At 70.7% G+C, this 20,709-nt stretch carries 18 protein-coding genes and 1 pseudogene; 12 read left to right on the plus strand and 7 right to left on the minus strand.

From position 1 onward, the window contains the following. Window positions 1–30: 30 nt before the first annotated feature. Window positions 31–1,020 carry an MASE1 domain-containing protein gene (locus LWJ43_RS01090; RefSeq protein ID WP_277330362.1) on the plus strand — a complete coding sequence of 330 codons (990 nt, stop codon included), beginning with the start codon at window positions 31–33 and terminating at the stop codon, window positions 1,018–1,020. Window positions 1,021–1,182: 162 nt separating this feature from the next. On the opposite strand, the gene LWJ43_RS01095 is transcribed toward LWJ43_RS01090, so the two are convergent. Next, window positions 1,183–2,496 (minus strand): FAD-binding protein, encoded by a 1,314-nt coding sequence (locus LWJ43_RS01095; RefSeq protein WP_277330363.1) that lies wholly within the window; start codon window positions 2,494–2,496, stop codon window positions 1,183–1,185. Window positions 2,497–2,882: 386 nt separating this feature from the next. On the opposite strand from LWJ43_RS01095, the gene LWJ43_RS01100 reads away from it, so the two are divergent. The 4 genes from LWJ43_RS01100 to LWJ43_RS01115 all read left to right on the plus strand — a co-directional run bounded on the left by LWJ43_RS01100 (window position 2,883) and on the right by LWJ43_RS01115 (window position 7,249). Continuing rightward, window positions 2,883–3,077, plus strand: a complete 195-nt coding sequence (locus LWJ43_RS01100) for an antitoxin (protein ID WP_277330364.1) — start codon at window positions 2,883–2,885, stop codon at window positions 3,075–3,077. 200 nt (window positions 3,078–3,277) lie between these two features. Next, a complete protein-coding gene (locus tag LWJ43_RS01105; protein WP_277330365.1) occupies window positions 3,278–4,861 on the plus strand; it encodes a sigma-70 family RNA polymerase sigma factor in 1,584 nt (527 codons plus the stop codon). Between the two features lie 246 nt (window positions 4,862–5,107). Then, window positions 5,108–6,850, plus strand: a complete 1,743-nt coding sequence (locus LWJ43_RS01110; RefSeq protein ID WP_277335774.1) for an FUSC family protein — start codon at window positions 5,108–5,110, stop codon at window positions 6,848–6,850. 21 nt (window positions 6,851–6,871) lie between these two features. After that, entirely contained in the window at window positions 6,872–7,249 is a 378-nt protein-coding gene (locus LWJ43_RS01115; RefSeq protein WP_277330366.1) for a VOC family protein, read from the plus strand. 106 nt (window positions 7,250–7,355) lie between these two features. Here the strand turns inward: LWJ43_RS01115 and LWJ43_RS01120 are convergent, their stop codons facing one another. The 3 genes from LWJ43_RS01120 to LWJ43_RS01130 all read right to left on the minus strand — a co-directional run bounded on the left by LWJ43_RS01120 (window position 7,356) and on the right by LWJ43_RS01130 (window position 10,190). Continuing rightward, window positions 7,356–7,697: a hypothetical protein gene (locus tag LWJ43_RS01120; RefSeq protein ID WP_277330367.1), complete on the minus strand. Its 342-nt coding sequence runs from the start codon at window positions 7,695–7,697 to the stop codon at window positions 7,356–7,358. A gap of 34 nt (window positions 7,698–7,731) precedes the next feature. Then, window positions 7,732–9,462 carry an aa3-type cytochrome oxidase subunit I gene (ctaD, locus tag LWJ43_RS01125; RefSeq protein WP_277330368.1) on the minus strand — a complete coding sequence of 577 codons (1,731 nt, stop codon included), beginning with the start codon at window positions 9,460–9,462 and terminating at the stop codon, window positions 7,732–7,734. A gap of 176 nt (window positions 9,463–9,638) precedes the next feature. Continuing rightward, on the minus strand, window positions 9,639–10,190 hold the full coding sequence (locus LWJ43_RS01130; protein ID WP_277335775.1) for a glycoside hydrolase family 25 protein: 552 nt from the start codon (window positions 10,188–10,190) through the stop codon (window positions 9,639–9,641). Window positions 10,191–10,327: 137 nt separating this feature from the next. Here LWJ43_RS01130 and LWJ43_RS01135 point away from each other — a divergent pair, with 137 nt between their 5' ends. Beyond that, window positions 10,328–11,038 carry an NADPH-dependent F420 reductase gene (locus LWJ43_RS01135; RefSeq protein ID WP_277335776.1) on the plus strand — a complete coding sequence of 237 codons (711 nt, stop codon included), beginning with the start codon at window positions 10,328–10,330 and terminating at the stop codon, window positions 11,036–11,038. A 65-nt stretch (window positions 11,039–11,103) separates the two neighbouring features. On the opposite strand, the pseudogene LWJ43_RS01140 reads toward LWJ43_RS01135, so the two are convergent. Beyond that, window positions 11,104–11,612, minus strand: a pseudogene (locus LWJ43_RS01140) (hypothetical protein); the annotation flags it as partial. A gap of 162 nt (window positions 11,613–11,774) precedes the next feature. Here LWJ43_RS01140 and LWJ43_RS01145 point away from each other — a divergent pair. From LWJ43_RS01145 to LWJ43_RS01155, 3 genes are all read left to right on the plus strand, one after another. Beyond that, window positions 11,775–12,317, plus strand: a complete 543-nt coding sequence (locus LWJ43_RS01145; RefSeq protein ID WP_277330369.1) for an SRPBCC family protein — start codon at window positions 11,775–11,777, stop codon at window positions 12,315–12,317. Window positions 12,318–12,677: 360 nt separating this feature from the next. Beyond that, window positions 12,678–13,151 carry a hypothetical protein gene (locus tag LWJ43_RS01150; protein ID WP_277335777.1) on the plus strand — a complete coding sequence of 158 codons (474 nt, stop codon included), beginning with the start codon at window positions 12,678–12,680 and terminating at the stop codon, window positions 13,149–13,151. Window positions 13,152–13,280: 129 nt separating this feature from the next. Beyond that, the gene (locus LWJ43_RS01155) at window positions 13,281–13,508 is read left to right on the plus strand and encodes a hypothetical protein (RefSeq protein WP_277330370.1); all 228 of its coding nucleotides are present in this window, start codon (window positions 13,281–13,283) and stop codon (window positions 13,506–13,508) included. A gap of 121 nt (window positions 13,509–13,629) precedes the next feature. On the opposite strand, the gene LWJ43_RS01160 is transcribed toward LWJ43_RS01155, so the two are convergent. Continuing rightward, on the minus strand, window positions 13,630–14,391 hold the full coding sequence (locus LWJ43_RS01160; RefSeq protein WP_277330371.1) for an ArsR/SmtB family transcription factor: 762 nt from the start codon (window positions 14,389–14,391) through the stop codon (window positions 13,630–13,632). A gap of 212 nt (window positions 14,392–14,603) precedes the next feature. Between LWJ43_RS01160 and rhaI the strand changes: the two genes are divergently transcribed. The 3 genes from rhaI (at window position 14,604) to LWJ43_RS01175 (ending at window position 19,435) form a co-directional block, all read left to right on the plus strand. Beyond that, the gene (rhaI, locus tag LWJ43_RS01165; protein WP_277330372.1) at window positions 14,604–15,770 is read left to right on the plus strand and encodes an L-rhamnose isomerase; all 1,167 of its coding nucleotides are present in this window, start codon (window positions 14,604–14,606) and stop codon (window positions 15,768–15,770) included. Window positions 15,771–15,831: 61 nt separating this feature from the next. Further along, window positions 15,832–17,877: a bifunctional aldolase/short-chain dehydrogenase gene (locus LWJ43_RS01170; protein WP_277330373.1), complete on the plus strand. Its 2,046-nt coding sequence runs from the start codon at window positions 15,832–15,834 to the stop codon at window positions 17,875–17,877. Between the two features lie 82 nt (window positions 17,878–17,959). Next, window positions 17,960–19,435: a rhamnulokinase gene (locus tag LWJ43_RS01175; protein ID WP_277330374.1), complete on the plus strand. Its 1,476-nt coding sequence runs from the start codon at window positions 17,960–17,962 to the stop codon at window positions 19,433–19,435. Between the two features lie 168 nt (window positions 19,436–19,603). On the opposite strand, the gene LWJ43_RS01180 is transcribed toward LWJ43_RS01175, so the two are convergent. Further along, complete coding sequence (locus LWJ43_RS01180) at window positions 19,604–20,662, minus strand: enoyl-CoA hydratase/isomerase family protein (protein WP_277330375.1); 1,059 nt, start codon at window positions 20,660–20,662, stop codon at window positions 19,604–19,606. Between the last annotated feature and the right edge of the window lie 47 nt (window positions 20,663–20,709).

Below are 20,709 nucleotides of genomic sequence, written 5' to 3' on the forward strand. Positions count from 1 at the left end.
CACCGCCACGAGCGGTGTCTTATGAGGTGCGTGATCCTCAGCGAGAAGACCAGACGCCGAGCCGTGCTCGTTCTGCAGATGCTGGGTATCACCGCTGTCTACTACGGGTCCGCGCAGTTGGGTCTCCTCCGCCAGGTCGAGGTGCAGGGTTCGATCGTCACCCCGCTGTGGCCACCCTCGGGGATCGCGTTGGCCTCGCTGCTGTACCTGGGTCTGCGCGTCTGGCCGGCCATCGCGGCCGGTGCTCTGCTCACGGTCGTCTCGATCAGCGACGGGTTCACCCCCTGGGGCGTCGCCGTCGCGGCGGGGAGCGTCCTGGCCCCGGTCTGCTCCTTCCTCGCCCTGCGGTCCGTGGGGTTCCGCATGCAGCTGGACCGTCTGCGGGACGGGGTCGCCCTGGTCTTTCTGGGAGCCTTGGGCGGCATGATCATCAGCGCCACCACGGGCACCGGGGTCCAGGTACTGAGCGACAGTCTCTCGGCGTCCCAGTTCTGGCCGGTCTGGGCGGCCTGGTGGGCGGGAGACGCGATGGGGGTCCTGATGGTCACTCCGCTGCTGCTCGTCCTGCACAAGCTGCGCAGGCCCGAGGTGGACGACCGGTGGATGGAGGCCCTGACGCTCGCGGTCGTCGCTGCTGCGACGACGGTCGTCGCGACCAGGAGTTCGCTGTCCATGATCTACCTGCTCTTCCCGGTGCTCGTCTGGGCGGCGCTCCGCTTCCAGCTGGCCGGCAGCGCCCCCTGCGCCCTTCTGATGTCCGTCATGGCGATCATCGCCGGAACCGACGGCGTGGGTCCGTTCGCCGGCCACTCGGTGCTGGAGGTGATGCTCAACCTCTGCGTACTCAACGGCTGTGTGGCCCTCACCGCGCTCCTCCTGGCGGCCATCGTGACCGAGCACAACAACATCCGGTACGAGACGGAGCTGGCCTGCGAGGAGCTGGCGGCCCTCGTGGAGGAGCTGGCACCGCGGCCGTCGGCGGGGGGCTGGTCCGACGGGCCGCGGGGCGGGCACGGCTGAGGGCTGTCAGAACGGGAGGCCCTGGGCACCGTCGGGACCGCGGCGTTCTTCACGGCCCCGCCCGCCTCGTCCGCCGCGCCGGAGAGATTCGTCGCCGCACCCCCGCGACGAAGGGCCCCCGTCAGCCGATCCGGCGGGCACGAGGGAACCGCACGGGCATGGTCACCCGATGCCGGGGAAGTGGTGCTCCAGGAAGTCGTTGCGGAAGGTGCCGGTGGGATCGAGCCGGCCGGCCAGCCTCTCGAAGTCGGCGTAGTGCCCGTAGAGCTCACGGAGGGTGTCCGGCGGAGTGGTGAAGACCTTGCCCCAGTGCGGCCTGGCCCCGAACGGGGCCAGGGCCTCCTCGATGGCCCCGAGAGCGGGGGCGACCGCTGCCGGGTCGGGGACCCAGGTGAAGTGGAACGCCACGGAGTCCCGCCCCTGAGCTGGACTGAGCCACAGGTCGTCGGCGGCCACCGTCCGGATCTCCCCGATCTGGAGCAGCGGCGAGAACCTCTGCCGGATCCCGTCGAGTGCCTCGTAGGCCGCGACGGCGTCCTGACGGGCGACGAAGTACTCCGACTGCAGTTCCTCACCGTTGCTGGGAGTGAACTCGAGGCGGAAGTGGGGCAGCCTCGCGTGCCAGGGGCCGGGGACGCCCTGCTGTTCCGTGCAGTGCTCGGCCGCCACGCCCGGGACAGGATGCCTGGGCCCCTGGGCGAGGGTGGCGCCGTGCCACCGGTGCGGGGCGTTGCCGTTGCCGTTGCCGTTGCCGTTGCCGGGGACGCCGTCCTCGAGGCGCCGCTTGAGCCAGACCTGGTCGATCGGGCCGCCGTGCCAGCCCGTGAAGAGGCTCACGCTGTAGGCCGCCGACATCACCTCGTCGAAGCAGCCGAGCAGCTCTTCCTGCGGGAGCCCTTCGTACACCCACTGCTGGATGTCGAACGCGGGCACGAGGTCCAGGGTCAGTCGGGTCACCACTCCCAGGGCGCCCAGGGAGACCACCGCACCGGGGAAGTCGGCGTCTCCCCGCTCGATGGTCCTGATGCCGCCGTCCGCGGTGACGAGTTCCAGGGCCCTGACGGCTCCCGCGAGGGCGCGGTTGCCCACACCGGAACCGTGGGTGCCTGTCGCGCATGCACCGGCCACCGAGATGTGGGGCAGCGAGCCCAGATTGTGCAGTGCGAGTCCGCTCCGGTGCAGGGTGCCGGTCAGCTCCCCGAACCGCAGACCGGCGCTCACCGTCGCGGTACGGGCGTCCCGGTCGATCTCGACGCAGCGGGGCAGGCCCGCCACGGATATGAGCGTGCCCGGAGTGTCGGCGACGGTGTTGAAGGAGTGGCCGGTGCCCAGCGCCCTGACGGCCGTCCCGGCGGACACGAGGTCCTGGAGTTCGGCGACCGAGGCGGGTGTGTGCAGCTGCTTCGCGCCGAAAGTGATGTTGCCGGCCCAGTTCGTCCGGCGGACGGAGGAAGCGTGCTCCGAATGATCGATCATGCCTCCGGAGCTTACGCTCCGGCCGTCCTCGGGCTCGGGGACCGCCTCGCCCGCGCGGTGGCCGGCGATGATGCCTCAGGGCCTTCACGACGCACGTACCGAAGGAGCCGAGGTGCTGCCCGCGCCTGGGCTCAGTACGGCAGGGGTCGTCCGGACGGAGTTCGCAGGTCCAGCGGGGGCGGCCCGGTGGGGGGCTGCGGACGGCGCACGATCCGGATGCGGCCCACGGCCACCACCTCCTCCTGGTAACCCGGTATCTGCCCACCCAGGCGCCCTTCACACGTCATGTGCCGACAGGACCGCCCGGCGGCGCTCGCGGATGCGGACCCGGCGAAGTGCGGTGACCCTGGACACGTGGGGGGAAGTCGATGCGAGGAGAATCCGACATGTCCGCGATGGACAAGATCAAGAAGATGCTCAAGGGCCACGAGGACCAGGCCGGGAAGGGCGTCGACAAGGCCGGAGACATGATCGACGACCGGACCCAGGGCAAGTACGGCAAGCACGTCGACACCGGCCAGGACAAGCTGAAGCAGCAGCTCGGCTCGGATCGCGACTCGGACAACCCGCCCCGCTCCTGACCACGCCCGCCCGCCCCCCTTTCTCGTACCGGTGCCGGGCCCGATGACCGCTCACGCCGTCGCCGGGACCGGCACCGGGCACGTACGGATCCGGGAGCGGATATCGAGCACTCGTCCGGATTCCTGTTATCGTCCCCGCCGCACAGCGTCTCCCGAGTGTGGGAAGTGACGGAACAGGACCCCGGAAGAGTGAGCACAGCATGGGCGAGACTCGCGAGACGGCGTTGATCAAGGCCGCGCAGAAGGGCGACCCCGAGGCGCAGGACCGGCTTGTGGCGTCCTATCTGCCGCTGGTCTACAACATCGTCGGCCGGGCCCTGAACGGTCACGCCGATGTGGACGACGTGGTCCAGGACAGTGTGCTGCGGATGATCCGCGGGCTGCCCTCACTGCGCTCCCCGAAGAGTTTCCGGTCCTGGCTCGTGGCCATCACCATGAACGAGATACGGGGGCACTGGCGCGAGCGCAGCACCGGCGAGATACCCGCGGACCGGATGGAGGACGCGTACGACGTCGTGGATCCCGCGGCCGACTTCGTCGAGCTGACGATCGTCCGCCTCGGTCTGACGGGCCAGCGCAGGGAGGCCGCAGAAGCGACGCGGTGGCTGGACGACGACGACCGCGAGCTGGTGTCGCTGTGGTGGCTGGAGACGGCGGGTGAACTGTCCCGTGCGGAGGTCGCGAGTGCCCTCGACCTGTCGCCCCAGCACACCGCGGTACGTGTCCAGCGGATGAAGGAGCGGCTGGAGGCCGCCCGCGTGGTGGTGCGCGCTCTGGCGGCGGACCCTCGCTGCGTCCTGCTCGAGGACCTGACGGTCCGGTGGGACGGGGTGCCGTCCGCGCTGTGGCGCAAGCGTCTGGCGCGTCACGCCCGTGAGTGCACCGTGTGTGCGGGGCACCGGTCGGGGCTGGTCCCGGCGGAGGGTCTGCTCGTGGGACTCGCGCTGGTCCCGGTGGCGGCGTCCGTCGGCGGTCCTGCGACGGAACTCCTACCGACGGCCTTTCTCCCCTCTGCGGCCGCCGGCCCCGGACGTGCCGAGCGCCGACGCGACGGCGTGAGGCGGCGGCGCCGCACCACGGTCGTGGCGGGACTCGCCGCGGTCGCCGTCCTGGGGGGCGGCGGGGCCGCGGTCCACCTCTACGCGGACGACGCGGAGGAGGAGCCGGCCACCGCGGTGGCCCCGCTCACCGACCCGTCGGTGCCGACGAGCATTCCGTCCTCACCGTCCGCGGTCCCCTCCTCCGCGTCCCCGTCGCCTTCGCCGGCCTCGGCGACACCGTCCGCCACCCCGTCTCCGTCCGCGTCCAGGAGCCGGAGCGCCGCCGCCGCCACCCCGGAGAGGACTTCGAAGCCGCGCACTCCGTCCTCGAAGCCGGCGGCCGCACCACAGGCCCCGGCCCCCTCGGTGGCCGACGAGGTCATCGCGCTGGTCAACAGCGAGCGGGGGAAGGCGGGCTGCGCGGCCGTCAGCGGGAACGGTCTGCTGGCCAAGGCCGCGTCGGACCATTCCTCGGACATGGTGGCGCGGGACTACTTCTCCCACACCTCACCGGACGGCACGGACCCGGGCGCCCGCATCACCGCCGCCGGGTACCGCTGGAGCACGTACGGCGAGAACATCGCGAAGGGCCAGCAGACGGCCGAGTCCGTGATGGACGCCTGGATGAACAGCGAGGGGCACAGGGCGAACATCCTCAACTGCGCTTTCAAGGAGCTCGGCGTCGGCAGAGCGGATTCGTCCGGGGGGCCCGTGTGGACCCAGAACTTCGGCACCGCCCTCTGAAAGCACCGCCCTCTCGACAGCCCGGGGCCGGGAAACCGTCATACCGCGGAAACGAGCAGGTAGCACCTCCTTGACGTGAGGGAACTACGCTGGAGCGGAGCCCAGGCCGCAGGAGTCCGCAGGCGACAGTCGTCCCTCCCCGCGGACAGGAGCACAGTGCCTACGTCCTCTCATCTTGCCGACCGGCTTCCCCCGTGGCTCGCCCATGTCCTGCGTGCCCAGCGCGGACCCGTTCCGTGGAACGCGGTGCTGCGCGGGGCACTGGCCGCGATGCCGTTGCTGTTGGCGGTCCTCGCCGGGCGACCGACCCTTGGCGTCCCCGCGGCGCTGGGCGCGATGCTGGCCGGCATCAACGACCGGCCGGGCAGTCGGCGCGCCTCGGTCGCCCGGCTGGGCTTTCCCGCCCTCGCGGGCTCGGCGGGCCTGCTGCTCGGCTCGGAGATCGCGGAGGCGGTGGGCGACGGCCGGTCCCTCGTCGTCCTGCCGCTCGTGGTCGGACTGCTCGGGCTGGGCGCCGGGGCGATCAGCTCGACGGGGCCCGTCGCGTCCGCGTGCGGAACGCAGGTCCTGGTCGCGGTCGTGATCGGGGCGGGGATGCCGCTGCCGGAGCCGGGTCCGCTGCGCGCGCTGCTGTTCCTGGCCGGTGCGGGATGGCTCCTCCTGCTCCGGCTGGTGCTGCCCTCGCCGGGCGGACGCCGCCACGGGCCGTACGGGCTCGACGGGGAGCGTGAGGCCGTGGCCATGGTCTACGACGCCGTGGCGGGGCTCCTGCTGGCCGCGGGTGGCCCTCGGGCCCTGATGGGGCGGGCCGCGCTGAGTGCCGCCCTGGACCAGGCACAGGACGCGCTGTCGGGCCCACGACTGCGGCGGCGCGCGAGCTCCGCGGCGGAGCGTCGGCTGCACGCCCAGTACGCGGCGGCGTTTCCCCTGGCCGAGGCGGCGACCGCACTGGCCTGGGCCGGCGTCCCGTTGCCGGCCAGGATCACGGAGGGACCGCGCAGGCTGGCGGACGCGGTACGGACCGGTGGGCCCTGCGGGCCGCTGCCGGCACCGGCCCGGACCGACGCCGGGCTGCGGGCTCTGGACGACGCCCTGCTGCGGGCCGCCACGGTGTTCGACCGCCCCTCCGGCACCGCCCCGGGCACGCGCACAGGGCACTCGGACGCGTCCGTCCTGGGCGGGGCGTGGAGCGCCGCGGGGCTCGAGTACGGCCTCCGGGTCGCGGTGTGCTGCGCGACCAGTACGGCCCTGGCCCAGTGGCTGCATCACGACCACTGGTACTGGCTGCCCGCCACCACCGTCTTCCTCGTCAAGCCTGATCTGGGGCCACTGGCCTCCCGGGTGGTCTGCCGCGCCGTGGGAACCGCGGTGGGCGCGGCGGTCTTCGGCGTCGTGACCATGCTGGTGTCCGCCCCGTTCCCCCTGGTCGCGACCGTGGCGCTCTGCGGCGCGCTCCTTCCCGTCGCGACCCGTCACTTCGCGGTGCAGACGGCGGTGGTCACCGTGCTCGTCCTGTCCCTCGTCCTGCTGGGCGGTGAGCCGTCCGCCTCCTGGGGCCGGGTCGTGGAGTCCCTCCTCGCCTGCGGCACGGTGCTGTTCATCGGGCACCTCCCGATGCCGGGCCGACGGGGCCACAGCGTGCGGGCGGCTCTCGACACGGCGGTGGGGTCGGCGCACCGCTACCTCGGACATGTCCTGGACGCCCCGGAGGACCATGCCCTGAGGGGAACGCTCCGCCGCGACGCCTACCGGTCGCTCGCGAGGGCCCGTACGGCCATCGATCTGTCGGCGGCCGAACTTCCGCCGGTGTCGAAGCACTCCGCGGGGTCCGAGGGGGTCGCCGGTGCGCTGGAAAGGCTCATCGACACGACGACGGCCTGCGCGGTGCAGCTGGACCATCAGGCTGCCGCCCTGCCTCCGGCGCACGCCGAACTCCTCGCCGCGCACCTCTCCGAGCTCGACCGGGCGCGGGCGGTCCCCGCCGGCTGACCGCCTCCTAGGATGCGGTGCATGATCGCTGAACTGCAGTGTGTGGTGCTGGACTGCGCGGAACCGGCGGGACTGGCCAGGTTCTACGCGGCCGTGCTGGGCGGGGAGACCGACCGGCCCGACGGACGCTGGGCACTCGGCGAGGACTGGGCGACGGTACACACCCCGGACGGACCGGTGCTCTGCTTCCAACGGGTCGCGGAATACCTTCCTCCGCTGTGGCCGGATCCTGCCCGACCGCAGCAGTTCCACCTGGACTTCGCCGTCCCTGATCTCGACCGTGCCCAGGAGCAGGTGCTCGCACTCGGAGCGACCGTGCTGGACGAGGGCGACGACGCCCGGAGCTGGCGTGTGTTCGCGGATCCGGCCGGACACCCGTTCTGTCTGGTACGGCACTGACCCGGGGCGCCCGGGCGAGGGTCCGGGCGCCCGGGGCCGGGTCAGCGGCTGATCCCGGGCGCCCGGGGCCGGGTCAGCGGCTGATCCCGGGCGCCCGGGGCCGGAGTCAGCGGCTGATCAGGACCAGGGCGGCGCAGATGCCGCCCATCGTGCAGACGGTCAGGACGGACACCGCGACACAGCGGGCCCTGAGCCGGTCGTAGCGTTCGGTGTACTCGCCCCGGAGTTCCACCGCGCGGCCGGCGATCCTGGTGAGTGTCTCCCGGCAGACCTCCACCCGGTCCGCCACATAGACACGCTCGACCTCCTCCCGCTGCGCGGTGGTCAGCCAGGGCAGGGAGCCCGTGAAGCGGCGGGCTTGCCGACGGGCCTCCTCGACCTCGGCGTTCCAGAGCAGGTAGCCCTCCACCTGAGCCAGGCCCCGCGCGCTCTCCTTGTCCGGCTTCATGCGGTCCTCCTCTCCTCGAACCGTTGCCCGGGCCCTATTCCTGCTTGTCCCCGGGAGCCACCGTGACGGATTCGTGAGGACGGTTCGTCGTCTCCTCGAGCGCACGGATCGACGGGTGGTGCAGGTCGAACGCGGGCGATTCCGAGCGGATCCGGGGAAGGGTCAGGAAGTTGTGCCGGGGCGGCGGGCAGGAGGTCGCCCATTCGAGGGAACGGCCGTAGCCCCAGGGGTCGTCGACCTCGATCTTCTTGCCGTACTTGGCGGTCTTCCAGACGTTGTACACGAACGGGAGCATCGACAGTCCGAGCAGGAACGAGGAGATCGACGAGACCGTGTTCAGAGTGGTGAAGCCGTCGGCGGCGAGGTAGTCCGCGTAACGCCGGGGCATGCCCTCGGCGCCCAGCCAGTGCTGCACCAGGAAGGTGCCGTGGAAGCCGACGAACAGCGTCCAGAAGGTCATCTTCCCGAGACGCTCGTCCAGCATCTTGCCGGTGAACTTAGGCCACCAGAAGTGGAATCCGGCGAACATCGCGAAGACCACGGTGCCGAAGACGACGTAGTGGAAGTGCGCGACCACGAAGTACGAGTCGGAGACCTCGAAGTCGAGCGGCGGCGAGGCCAGGATCACGCCGGTCAGACCGCCGAAGAGGAAGGTGACGAGGAAGCCCACCGACCACAGCATGGGTGTCTCGAACGACAACGACCCCTTCCACATCGTGCCGATCCAGTTGAAGAATTTGACCCCGGTGGGCACGGCGATCAGGAACGTCATGAAGGAGAAGAACGGCAGGAGAACGCCGCCCGTGACGTACATGTGGTGTGCCCACACGGTCGCCGAGAGGCCGGCGATGGCGATCGTCGCGGCGACCAGTCCGACGTACCCGAAGATCGGCTTGCGGCTGAAGACCGGAATGATCTCGGAGACGATGCCGAAGAACGGCAGGGCGATGATGTACACCTCTGGATGGCCGAAGAACCAGAAGAGGTGCTGCCACAGCAGCGCGCCGCCGTTGGACGGATCGAAGATCAGCGCGCCGAACTTGCGGTCGACCTCGAGTGCGAGCAGCGCGGCGGCGAGCACGGGGAAGGCCAGCAGGACCAGGACGCCGGTCAGCAGGACGTTCCAGGTGAAGATCGGCATGCGGAACATCGTCATACCGGGCGCGCGCATGCAGATGATCGTGGTGATGAAGTTGACCGAGCCGAGGATGGTGCCGAAGCCGGAGAAGGCCAGACCCATGATCCACAGGTCGGCTCCGACCCCTGGGGTACGAACGGCGTCGGTGAGCGGGGTGTAGGCGAACCAGCCGAAGTCGGCCGCGCCCTGCGGGGTGAGGAAGCCGGCCACGGCGATCAGCGAACCGAAGAGGTACAGCCAGTACGCGAACATGTTCAGCCGCGGGAACGCCACGTCGGGCGCGCCGATCTGCAGCGGCATGATCCAGTTCGCGAATCCTGCGAACAGCGGCGTCGCGAACATCAGCAGCATGATCGTGCCGTGCATCGTGAACGCCTGGTTGAACTGCTCGTTCGAGACGATCTGCGTACCCGGACGGGCCAGTTCCGCGCGCATGACGAGTGCCAGGACACCACCGCCGAGGAAGAAGGCGAACGAGGTGGTCAGATACAGCGTGCCGATCGTCTTGTGGTCGGTGGTGGTCAGCCACCTGATCACCACGTTCCCCGGCTGCCGACGCCGCACAGGCAGTTCGTCCTGGTAGGCCTCATCGGCTTCCGCCGAGACTGCGGGACCCCTCGTCGTCACTGCGGCACTCCTTCGGTCGACGGCCGATTGCTGACTCGGCGACCAGGATGGACTCCCCGCGTCGGTACCGCAGGTCATCTCCGTGCGCACTGCACCAGTGGCTGGCAAAGGACACTCCGATGGCCGAAGGCGGAGATGCCCGTGTTGACGAGCGGCACCGCGTCTCCGCCGGAGGCTCAGGCGGTGGCCCAGGCCCGCAGCGCCTCACGTGAGGGGAAGTCGGCGACGTTCTTGTCGAGGGGGTCGTCGGTGTACTGGTGGATGCGCCAGGGCGCGTCGATACGAGGTGCGGCCGCCTTGCCGTAGTCGGCGATCCAGAGTCCGTCGCCGGAGTAGGAGCTCGTGTCGTGGTTGATCCAGAAGGAGCGGTTGCAGTAGAGCAGGACACGGTGGTGCGGCCTCAGCCTCTTCACCTCGCGGATGAAGTGGTCCTTGTCCGCGCTGCTCGCGCGTGTGCCCTCACCCGTCTGTTCCCAGTCGACGGCGAGCAGGTCGCCCTCCCGCTCCGGGGTCCTCTCCACGAAGTACTCCGCCTGATCCTTCGCGTGTCCTGGCCAGAGGAAGTGGTAGAAGCCGACGACGCAGTCGGCGTCCCGGACGCGTTTCGCCTGGCTCTTCAGCCGTGGATTGACGTAGGAACGGCCCTCGGTCGCCTTGACGAAGACGAAGTCCTGACCGTCCGTGTCGAAATCCGTCTGATAGGCGCTGACATCGACGCCGTGCAGCACGGGTACCGCCTCCAAGTGGGGCCTTGTGGTTCCGTTTCTGGCTCCCCATACCTGCCCACCCCGACCTCTTCCATCCGTGGCTCCGGTGCTGAACCGATTCGGCACCTGGAATAGCGCCCGCTCCCCCGGGGTTGGTGATCCGGCGAGACGCTTTCACTCGGGGCACTCCGCATCGGAAGGTCGGATTCATGAAGATCGGCATCATCGGGGCAGGCAACATCGGCGGCAATCTCGTCCGGCGGCTCACGGCACTGGGACATGACGTGTCCGTCTCCAACTCGCGCGGGCCCGAGACGCTGAAGGCTCTGGCCGAGGAGACCGGGGCGACGGCGGTCACCTCCACGGAGGCGGCTCGGGGAGCCCGGATCGTGGTGGTGACCGTTCCTCTCAAGGCTGTGCCGGACCTGCCCTCGGGCATTCTCGACGGAGCGGCGGACGATGTCGCCGTCATCGACACGGGGAACTACTATCCCCAGCAGCGTGACGGACGTATTCCCGCCATCGAGGACGGGCTGACCGAAAGCCGTTGGACCGAGCAGCGGATCGGCCACGCCGTGGTCAAGGCGTTCAACGGTACCTACGCCCAGGACATCCTGGACAAGGGTTCCCCGCAGGGCACACCCGGACGGCAGGCCCTTCCGGTCGCCGGCGACGATCCGGCGGCCAAGCAGGCGGTCCGTGACCTGATCGACGAGCTGGGCTTCGACACCGTGGACGCGGGCGGCATCGACGATTCCTGGCGCCAGCAGCCGGGCACCCCGGTGTACGGGAACCGGGGCGACGCCGGTGCCATCACGAAGGCCTTGGCCGACGCGTCACAGGAACGCACCGCCGACTGGCGCGCCTGACCGGTGCCGCGCCGCACCCTGGGCGGGGTGCGGCGCGGGCGAGCGCTCCCGGGCCGTGGAGGGACTCACTGCTCGGGCGGAAGGCTGTCCATGAAGGAACTGACGGAGAACACGGCACGCCCGGCGCCCGCCGGGCCGTATCCGGGCGGGGAGGACAGGCCGTACTCCTCCATGGTCGAGCGGTAGGCGTGGAGCAGCCTGATGTGGTGCTCGAGCGGAGCGCCGTCGGGGGCTGTCCTGCCCAGGGGGGTCGTCGGCTCGGGGCACCAGGTGGTGAAGCGCGGGGTGATGCCGTGCGACATGAAGAAGCGCAGGCCCTCGGTGGTCGAGGCGATGGCCTCGTCGACGGTCGTGAATCGGAGATCCGGGTCCGGTCGAGGTAGAGCCCGAGGACGCCGTCGGGCCCGGCGGCCACGCGGTACGGCGAGGCGGGGTTGACGCGCACCGACACCACGGTGCGGCGGAGGTCGTAGGGGCCGCAGGTGAGGACGATCGGCTAGGGCGGGCGGCGGAGTGCGGCCTCTGCGGGTTCGGGCAGCGTGCCATGGTCGAAGGAGAAGGTGAGGTACGGCCGGGTTCACTACGGGACGACATGTGCGGGCTCCTCGGGTCCGGTGTCCTGGACGTTGTTGCGTGTACGACACACTGTCCGACGAACCAGTGCCGCCCACCGTTCGCAGATGATCCGCCCGGCTTGCGGGAGTCGCCCCGGCCGGCCGGGGCAAGGAGAGCTCTCATGGCTCGCACGATGTCCGTTTCGGACAGCATCCTGATCCGCATGGCGCCGTCGGCCGTGTACGCGGAGCTGAGCGATCCCACCGCGATGGGACGCTGGAGCCCGGAGAACAGGGGTGCGAGGGTGCTCGGGGAACACCGGGGCGCCCATGTCGGCATGGTCTTCGAGGGGCGCAACAGGCGCGGCTCCTTCCGGTGGACGACGAAGTGCACGGTGACGGCCGCCGATCCGGGCGAGCGCTTCGCCTTTCGCGTGCACGCCATCGGGGCGCGCCGGCCGCTCCTGCCCGGGGCGATCGCGTTGTGGGAGTACCGGTTCGAGTCGGTCGACGGCTGCACGCGTGTCACGGAGACGTGGACGGACAACCGGCGGTCGTGGCCCGACTTCCTCGCCAACGCCTTCGACCGGGTCGCGACGCGGGGGCATACGTTCGCCGAATTCCAGCGCGGCAACATCCGCACGACGCTGGAGCGTCTCAAAGCGGTTCTGGAGCAGGACGGATCGGCGGACGGCCGCGTGGGGGACGGGCTGCGTCACGGGTGAGGCGTAAGGCCGTGGGCTCGTTGCGCTCCTGGCGCGCGCCGGCGCCCGGATCGGTCCGACGTGACCGTCACCGGGCGTGTCGCGGACCGGCCGGAGCCCGGCCGGCCGAGTCCCGGGAAGGTGCCGGAATGCTCGGTCGCGCCGGGCTCGCCGTGCTGGGCGGTCAGTGCGCGGCCGTGGGCACCACCTCGCCCGAGGCAGCCGGTGGCGTGGCGCGTGGAAGCGGACTGCGGGCGCATCCCGCGCCGGGCGGCTCTCCGGCCACGACGCCCCTGAAAACGGCCGGGGGCGGCGCCTGTCAGTGGTCGGGCGCACACTTGCCCGCGGAGCTCGGCACGGGCGAAGGGGGCAGTAGTGAGCATGCCGCAGGAGAGAGGGTTCGAGCCCGCGACCGGCGACGGTCCCGAGTTCTCGGAAGGCACCGAAGTGCGCATCGCGGAGGTGCGGACCGCTTTCGAAGGGATGCTCCAGATCAGACGGCTGACCGGCGCGGACCACGCGGATCCGGAGGGGGTCCCGGCTCCGTGGGAGCTCAACCGGCCCCTCCGGGCCGTGGCGCTGGCGTTGGAGGCCGCGGGGATACCCGCTTCGGCGGTCGGCGCGTCAGGGGAACGTGTCATCACGGGCTATCGCGTGTGTGACGGCGAGGCACCGGGCTCGGTGCGGGTCGAGTGGACCGGCCCACCGGGCAGTGGAGCGGCACACGACGAGGAGGAGGCGCTGGCCCGGTGCGTCACCACCCTGCGGCGGCTTGGCTGGACGGCTCTGCTGTACCGCGGACCGCGCCGACGACGCTTCCTCGAGGTGGAGGCACCTCCCGGAGCCCGTTCCTGACCTCTGGTCACGCGGACGGAGGCAGGGCCCGAGGGGAGTCAGGACTCCGGGTGACACCGGGCACACGCGCACTGTCAGACCCATGGGCGATGCTTGACGGTCCGACACCTCTGACCGGGAGATGCCCAGATGCACCAAGCCGAAATCGCCGCGGCGCAGGCGTACATCCGTTTACTGGCCGCCACCCGTGCCGCCCTCGCCGACCCGGCCGACGCCCCGCTGTACATGCCGCTGCTCGCCTCACCGATCGAGGAGGCGGACGAGGCCCTGCGGGGCGCCGGCCTGGCGGGGAACGAGGACAGGCTTTTCGCTCTCGTACGGGAGCTTCAGCCGAGCCTGACGGGTTCCGATCACTGACGGTTCCGCACACCGGAGCCTCCGGTCACCCGCCGGGGCCCACACCCCACCCGCGGGAGCGGCAGCCTGTCGGCGCGGCGCGGTGGGCGCCCTCGGGGCGCCCACCGGCTCGGTCGGCCGGTTACTGATCGCTGCCGTACATGAGGGAGCCGGGGGTAGTGAGGAGCTCCCCGGTCTCCAGCCAGGTCTTCAGACCGGAGAGGATCATCGGCCATCCGCCGTACAGCTCCTCGTTGGCGCCGTCGCGGAGCTCGTCGTGAGTGACGGTCAGCCGGCAGGAATCTCCGACTGGCTCGATCTCCCAGGTGATACGGGTCGCGCCCTCGTCCCTCACCTCGTCGCTCCAGAGGGCCACCATGCTCTGCACGAGCCTGCGCGGCGGATCGACCTCCAGGTTCTGCCCCTCACCCAGCGGGCCGGGAGCACCGGGAGCACCCATCTCGAAGCGTGAGCCCTCGGCCCAGTCCGAGACGACGCGGGCGCCGAAGTTGTACTTGCTTCTGATCTCAGGGTCGGTGATCGCCTCCCAGAGACGCTCGGGAGTGGTGCGGATGTAGATCTCGAAGACCTTCTCCATCGGATTCTCCAGTCGGCTCTTGAGGTCACTGAGACCGGCCGCCCAGGGCTCGGCGTACTTGCTCACCCACCGGTCGTGGACGAGCCGGATGGGCACCGGGTTCAGGAAGTGGAGCTTCTCCCGCCCCCGCCGTCGTGTGACGACCAGCCCCGCCGCCTCCAGCAGCTTGAGGTGCTTCATGACTGCGAACCGTGTGATCTCGAAGCGGGACTCCAACGCCCCCAGTGTCTGCCCGTCGTCACGGAACAGCTCGTCGAGCAGGCCGCGTCGTGTCGGATCGGCCAGAGCTTTGAACACAGCGTCCATAGGGCAAAAATATGTGACCTTTTGGTCACCTGTCAACAGGGGAAAACGACCTGAAGCCGCCCGCCGGAGCGCGATGAATTGATTCAAACGGCGAAGAAACCTGACCGGCCGCTTGACGAGCAGCAGTGCCCAAACTTAGCGTACGTTCCGGATGAAACGATTCACATCCCGATCCTGACCGGTCGCCGGATGACTCTGCTTACGAGGTGTTCATGTCTGATGTGTCGGCCGTCAAGGCAGCTCTGAAGTCTCAGGTCATCGAGACGCCCTCCTGGGGTTACGGCAACTCCGGGACCCGCTTCAAGGTCTTCGCCCAGCCCGGTGTCCCGCGCGACCCGTTCGAGAAGCTGGCGGACGCGGCGCAGGTGCACGCCCACACCGGGGTCGCGCCCAAGGTCTCGCTGCACATTCCGTGGGACAGGGTGGAGGACTACGCGGCGCTGACCCGGTACGCGGAGGAGCACGGGCTGCGCATCGGTGCGATCAACTCCAATGTCTTCCAGGACGACGCCTTCAGACTGGGCTCGGTCACCCACCCGGATCCGAAGGTCCGCCGCAAGGCCACGGACCATCTGCTCGAGTGCGTGGACATCATGGACGCCACCGGCTCTCCCGACCTCAAGCTGTGGTTCTCGGACGGCACCAACTACCCGGGCCAGGACGACATCGCGGGCCGCCAGGACCGTTTGGCCGATGCACTGGCCGAGGTCTACGAGCGGCTCGGCGACGACCAGCGGATGCTGCTGGAGTACAAGCTCTTCGAGCCCGCCTTCTACACCACCGACGTCCCGGACTGGGGCACCGCGTACGCCCACTGCCTCAAGCTGGGCCCGAAGGCGCAGGTCGTCGTCGACACCGGCCATCACGCACCGGGCACCAACATCGAGTTCATCGTGGCCTTCCTCCTGCACGAGGGGAAGCTCGGCGCGTTCGACTTCAACTCCCGCTTCTACGCGGACGACGACCTGATGGCGGGGGCGGCCGACCCGTTCCAGCTGTTCCGGATCATGCATGAAGTGGTCAGGAACGGTGGTCTGGAGGCCGAGACCAACGTCAACTTCATGCTCGACCAGTGCCACAACATCGAGGCGAAGATCCCGGCCGTCATCCGCTCGGTCATGAACGTCCAGGAAGCGACCGCCAAGGCGCTGCTGATCGACGCCGAGGCGCTCTCAGAGGCCCAGCGCTCCGGAGACGTCCTCGCTGCCAACGGCGTACTGATGGACGCGTTCAACACGGACGTACGGCCGCTGCTCGCCGAGGTCCGCGAGGAACTCGGCCTGGCCCGCGACCCGTTCGCGGCCTACCTGACCTCCGGCAACCAGGAGCGCATCGCCGCCGACCGCGTCGGCGGGGAGCAGGCGGGCTGGGGCGCCTGAGCCCCGCTCCCCCCTCCGTCCAGCCGCACCCGCCCGTCACCCTCTTCCCGAAGGAACCCTCATGACGTCCGCGACGCACGCCGAAGTCGCCGCGCTCCTGGAGCGCGCCCACCGGATCGGCTCCGACCCCCGCAACACCAACTACGCCGGTGGCAACACCTCGGCCAAGGCGACGGCGGCCGACCCGGTAACCGGTGGCGAGGCCGAACTCCTCTGGGTCAAGGGCTCGGGCGGCGACCTCGGCACGCTGACCGAGGCCGGTCTCGCCGTGCTCCGGCTGGACCGGGTGCGGGCGCTCAAGGACGTGTACCCGGGGGTGGAGCGCGAGGACGAGATGGTCTCCGCCTTCGACTACTGCCTGCACGGCAAGGGGGGCGCGGCCCCGTCGATCGACACCGCGATGCACGCGCTCGTGGAGGCAGCGCACGTCGACCATCTGCACCCGGACTCGGGGATCGCGCTGGCGTGCGCGGCCGACGGCGAGAAGCTGACCGCCGAGTGCTTCGGTGACAAGGTCGCCTGGGTCGGCTGGCGGCGGCCCGGCTTCCAGCTGGGACTCGACATCGCGGCGGTCAAGGAGGCCAACCCCCAGGCGGTCGGCGTGATCCTCGGCGGTCACGGCATCACCGCGTGGGGCGACACCTCCGAGGAGTGCGAGCGCAACGCCCTCTGGATGATCCGCACCGCGGAGACGTTCCTGGAGGAGCACGGAAGAGCCGAGCCCTTCGGCGCCGTTCTCCCGGGCCGGGAGGCCCTCGACCGGGAGGCACGCCGGGAGCGGGCCGCCGCTCTCGCCCCGGTGATCCGCGGTCTCGCGTCCACGGACCGCCCGCAGGTGGGGCACTTCACCGACGCGTCCCCCGTACTGGACTTCCTCTCGCGTGCCGAGCACCCCCGACTCGCCGCGCTCGGCACGTCCTGTCCCGACCACTTCCTCCGGACGAAGGTCAGCCCCCTGGTCCTCGACCTGCCGGCCGGCGCACCGCTGGAGGAGGCCGTGGCCCGGCTCGGGGTGCTGCACGAGGAGTACCGGGAGGCGTACCGCGCGTACTACGGGCGCCATGCGACACCGGACTCACCGGCGATGCGCGGAGCGGACCCGGCGATCGTGCTGGTGCCGGGGGTCGGCATGTTCTCGTTCGGCAAGGACAAGCAGACCGCCCGTGTCGCCGGGGAGTTCTACCTCAACGCGATCAACGTGATGCGCGGAGCCGAGGCGGTGTCCACGTACGCCCCGATCGAGGAGTCCGAGAAGTTCCGCATCGAGTACTGGGAGCTGGAGGAGGCCAAGCTCCGGCGGATGCCGAAGCAGAAGGCACTGGCCACGCGGGTCGCGCTCGTCACCGGTGCCGGGTCGGGCATCGGCAAGGCCATCGCGCACCGCCTCGTCGGGGAGGGCGCGTGTGTCGTCGTCGCGGACCTGAACGCGGAGAACGCGGTGGCTGTCGCCGAGGAGCTCGGCGGCCCGGACAAGGCCGTCGCGGTGACGGTCGACGTCACGTCCGAGGAACAGATCGTCGAGGCGTTCAAGGCCGCCGCGCTCGCCTTCGGAGGCGTGGACCTCGTCGTGAACAACGCCGGGATCTCCATCTCCAAGCCCCTGCTGGAGACTTCGGCACGGGACTGGGACCTCCAGCACGACATCATGGCGCGCGGTTCGTTCCTGGTCTCACGCGAGGCGGCCCGGATGATGCGGGCGCAGGGCCTGGGCGGCGACATCGTCTACATCGCCTCCAAGAACGCCGTGTTCGCCGGCCCGAACAACATCGCCTACTCGGCGACCAAGGCGGACCAGGCCCACCAGGTACGCCTCCTCGCGGCCGAGCTGGGTGAGCACGGGATCAGGGTCAACGGGGTCAATCCGGACGGGGTCGTACGCGGCTCCGGCATCTTCGCGGCGGGCTGGGGTGCGCAGCGCGCGGCGACCTACGGCATCGAGGAGGAGAAGCTGGGCGAGTTCTACGCCCAGCGGACGATCCTCAAGCGCGAGGTGCTCCCGGAGCACGTCGCCAACGCCGTCTTCGCTCTGACCGGTGGGGACCTCACCCACACCACCGGCCTCCACGTCCCCGTCGACGCCGGTGTGGCAGCGGCGTTCCTTCGCTGAGCCCGTACCACCGTGCCGCGCCCCGGACGTCGTTCCACGAGTTGCCGGGGCGCGGCTCCGCCCGGATCGGATGAGAGTTTCCATGCCTGCGACTTCACGACACGACCCGGTGTTCGCCGCGGTGGACCTGGGCGCCACCAGCGGCCGGGTGATCACCGGGAGGGTCGGCCCCGACGACCTGGTGCTGGCCGAGGCGCACCGCTTCGCGAATACCCCGGTCCGGCTCCCCGGCGGGCTCCACTGGGACGTACTCGCCCTCTACCAGGGCATGCTGGACGGGCTGCGCGCGGCGGCGCGAGGCGGCCCGGTGACGTCGGTGGGCATCGACACCTGGGCCGTGGACTACGGCCTCCTGGATTCCGACGGGTCGCTCCTCGGGCTTCCGTTCCACTACCGCGACGGGCGAAACGTCGCCGCTGCCGAGGAGGTCCTGGCCCGCTGCGACGCGCAGGAGCTGTACGGCGTCGGCGGGCTGCAGCATCTGCCGTTCAACACGGTCTTCCAGCTGGAGGCCCACCGTTCCACCGCTCAGTGGCCCGCGGCCCGGACCCTGCTGCTGATGCCCGATCTGCTGGTGTACTGGCTGACGGGGTCGGTGGGGGCGGAAGTGACCAACGCCTCGACGACGGGGCTCTTCGACGCGCGCACCGGTGACTGGTCCGACGCGCTGATGGGGCGGTTGGGGCTGGAGCGTTCCCTGTTCCCCGCCCTGCGAGAGCCGGGTGCGCGGGCGGGGACCCTTCTTCCGCATGTGGCGGCGTTCACCGGTCTCGCGGCGGACACGCCGGTGACCACGGTCGCGTCGCACGACACCGCGTCGGCTGTGGCCGCGGTCCCGGCGACCGAACCGGGGTTCGCGTACGTGTCGTGCGGCACCTGGTCGTTGGCCGGTCTGGAACTGGACGCGCCGGTGCTGACGGAGGAGTCGAGGGCGGCGAACTTCACCAACGAGCGCGGTGTGGACGGCACGGTGCGCCATCTCCGCAACATCATGGGGATGTGGCTGCTGGAGGAGTGCCGTCGTACGTGGGAGCGTGACGGTACGCCGACCGGTCTCGAGGCTCTGCTCGCGGAGGCGGCGCGGGCCCGGCCGTTCGCCGCCGTGATCGACCCGGACGACCCCGTGTTCCTGGCGCCGGGCGACATGCCGTCCCGGATCGACGCCGCTCTCACCCGGACCGGGCAGCCGACGCCGGACGGCCCCGGCGGCTACGTGCGGTGCGTGCTGGAGAGTCTGGCGCTGGCGCACCGCAGGACGCTGCGCGAGGCCGCCGGGCTGACGGGTCGCGAGCTGACGCGGATCCATCTGGTCGGTGGCGGCTCCCGCAACGAGCTGCTGTGCCAGTGGACCGCCGACGCGACCGGTCTGCCGGTCACTGCGGGGCCCGCCGAGGCCACCGCGCTCGGGAACGTACTGCTCCAGGCACGGGCCCACGGGCTGGTGGGCGGGCTGACGGACATGCGCAGGCTGGTCGCCCGCACCCAGGAGCTCCACCACTACGCACCACAGGGGGATCCCACGGACTGGGACCGGGCCGCCGACCGCCTGACCGCCTGACGGCGTGCGAGTAGGCGGGCCTCCGGGCCGCTCCCCCGGACGCGGGCGGGCGGGGCGGGCTCAGGGGCGTCCGCCCGCACGGCCGGCGGGTTCAGGGCCGGGCCGGTGTCCTCCGGGCGGCCCGGCCCCGAGGGCCCGGCGCGCCCGTCCTGCGTTCCGGGCCGGGGATCAGCTCGCGGCGAGGCCCAGTTCCTGCTCGCCGAGCGGCTCGAAGTGCCGGGCGACCTCGGCAGCGGTCACCTCACGGACCTCCGCCGGACTCCACCGGGGGGTGCGGTCCTTGTCGATGATCCGGGCGCGTACGCCCTCCACCAGGTCGTGTCCGGCGAAGGCCCGGCAGGACACACGGAACTCCTGGTCGAGGGCTGCTTCGAGGCTGCCGAGCCGCCCGGCCCGGCGGACGGCGGCCAGAGTGACCTTGAGCGCGGTCGGTGACACCGTGAGGAGGGTGGCGGCTGCCTCCTTCGCCGCCGTCAGCCCGCTGTCCGACAGACGGTCGATGATCTCCTCGACGGTGTCGGCGGCGTAGCACCCGTCGATCCAGGTGCGCTGTGCGGCGAGCTCTCCTTCCGGTGCGGTGGTCGCGTACCGTCGTACGGTCTCCTCCACCTCCGCGGATGTCACGCTCCCCGCGAGCTCCGTGGTGAGGTCGGTGAGGTGGTCCGACGGGACGAAGTGGTCGGCCAGTCCGCACAGGATGGCGTCGGCAGCGCCGACCGCCCGGCCGGTGAGGGCGAGATGGGTACCGAGCTCGCCGGGTGCCGCGGCCAGCAGGTGGGTCCCTCCTACGTCCGGGACGAAGCCGATTCCGGTCTCGGGCATCGCGACGCGTGAACGCTCGGTGACGACACGCACGTCGCCATGGGCGGACACGCCCACCCCGCCGCCCATCACGATGCCGTCCATGAGCGCCACGTACGGCTTCGGGAACCGGGCGATCCGCGCATTGAGCCGGTACTCGTCGCGCCAGAAGTCCACGGAGGCGCTGCGGCCCGCCCGGGCGTCCTCGTAGATCGAGCGGATGTCGCCACCCGCGCAGAGGCCCCGGCCGCCGGCTCCGCCGATCACGACCGCGGTGACCGTGTCGTCGGCGGCGGCCCGGACGAGCGCCTCGTCGATGCAGCGCACCATGGTGTGGGTCAGTGCGTTCAGCGCCCGCGGTCGGTTGAGGGTGATGTGCAGGATGTGACCCTCGGTGTGCAGCAGGACGGGCTCGTCCTCGTTCATGTGTGCGCTCCGGTCAGCCGTGGACGGTCTCTCGGTGCCATTCTGCG

This window comes from Streptomyces sp. JH34 (assembly GCF_029428875.1).
In the GTDB taxonomy this organism is placed as follows: domain Bacteria; phylum Actinomycetota; class Actinomycetes; order Streptomycetales; family Streptomycetaceae; genus Streptomyces.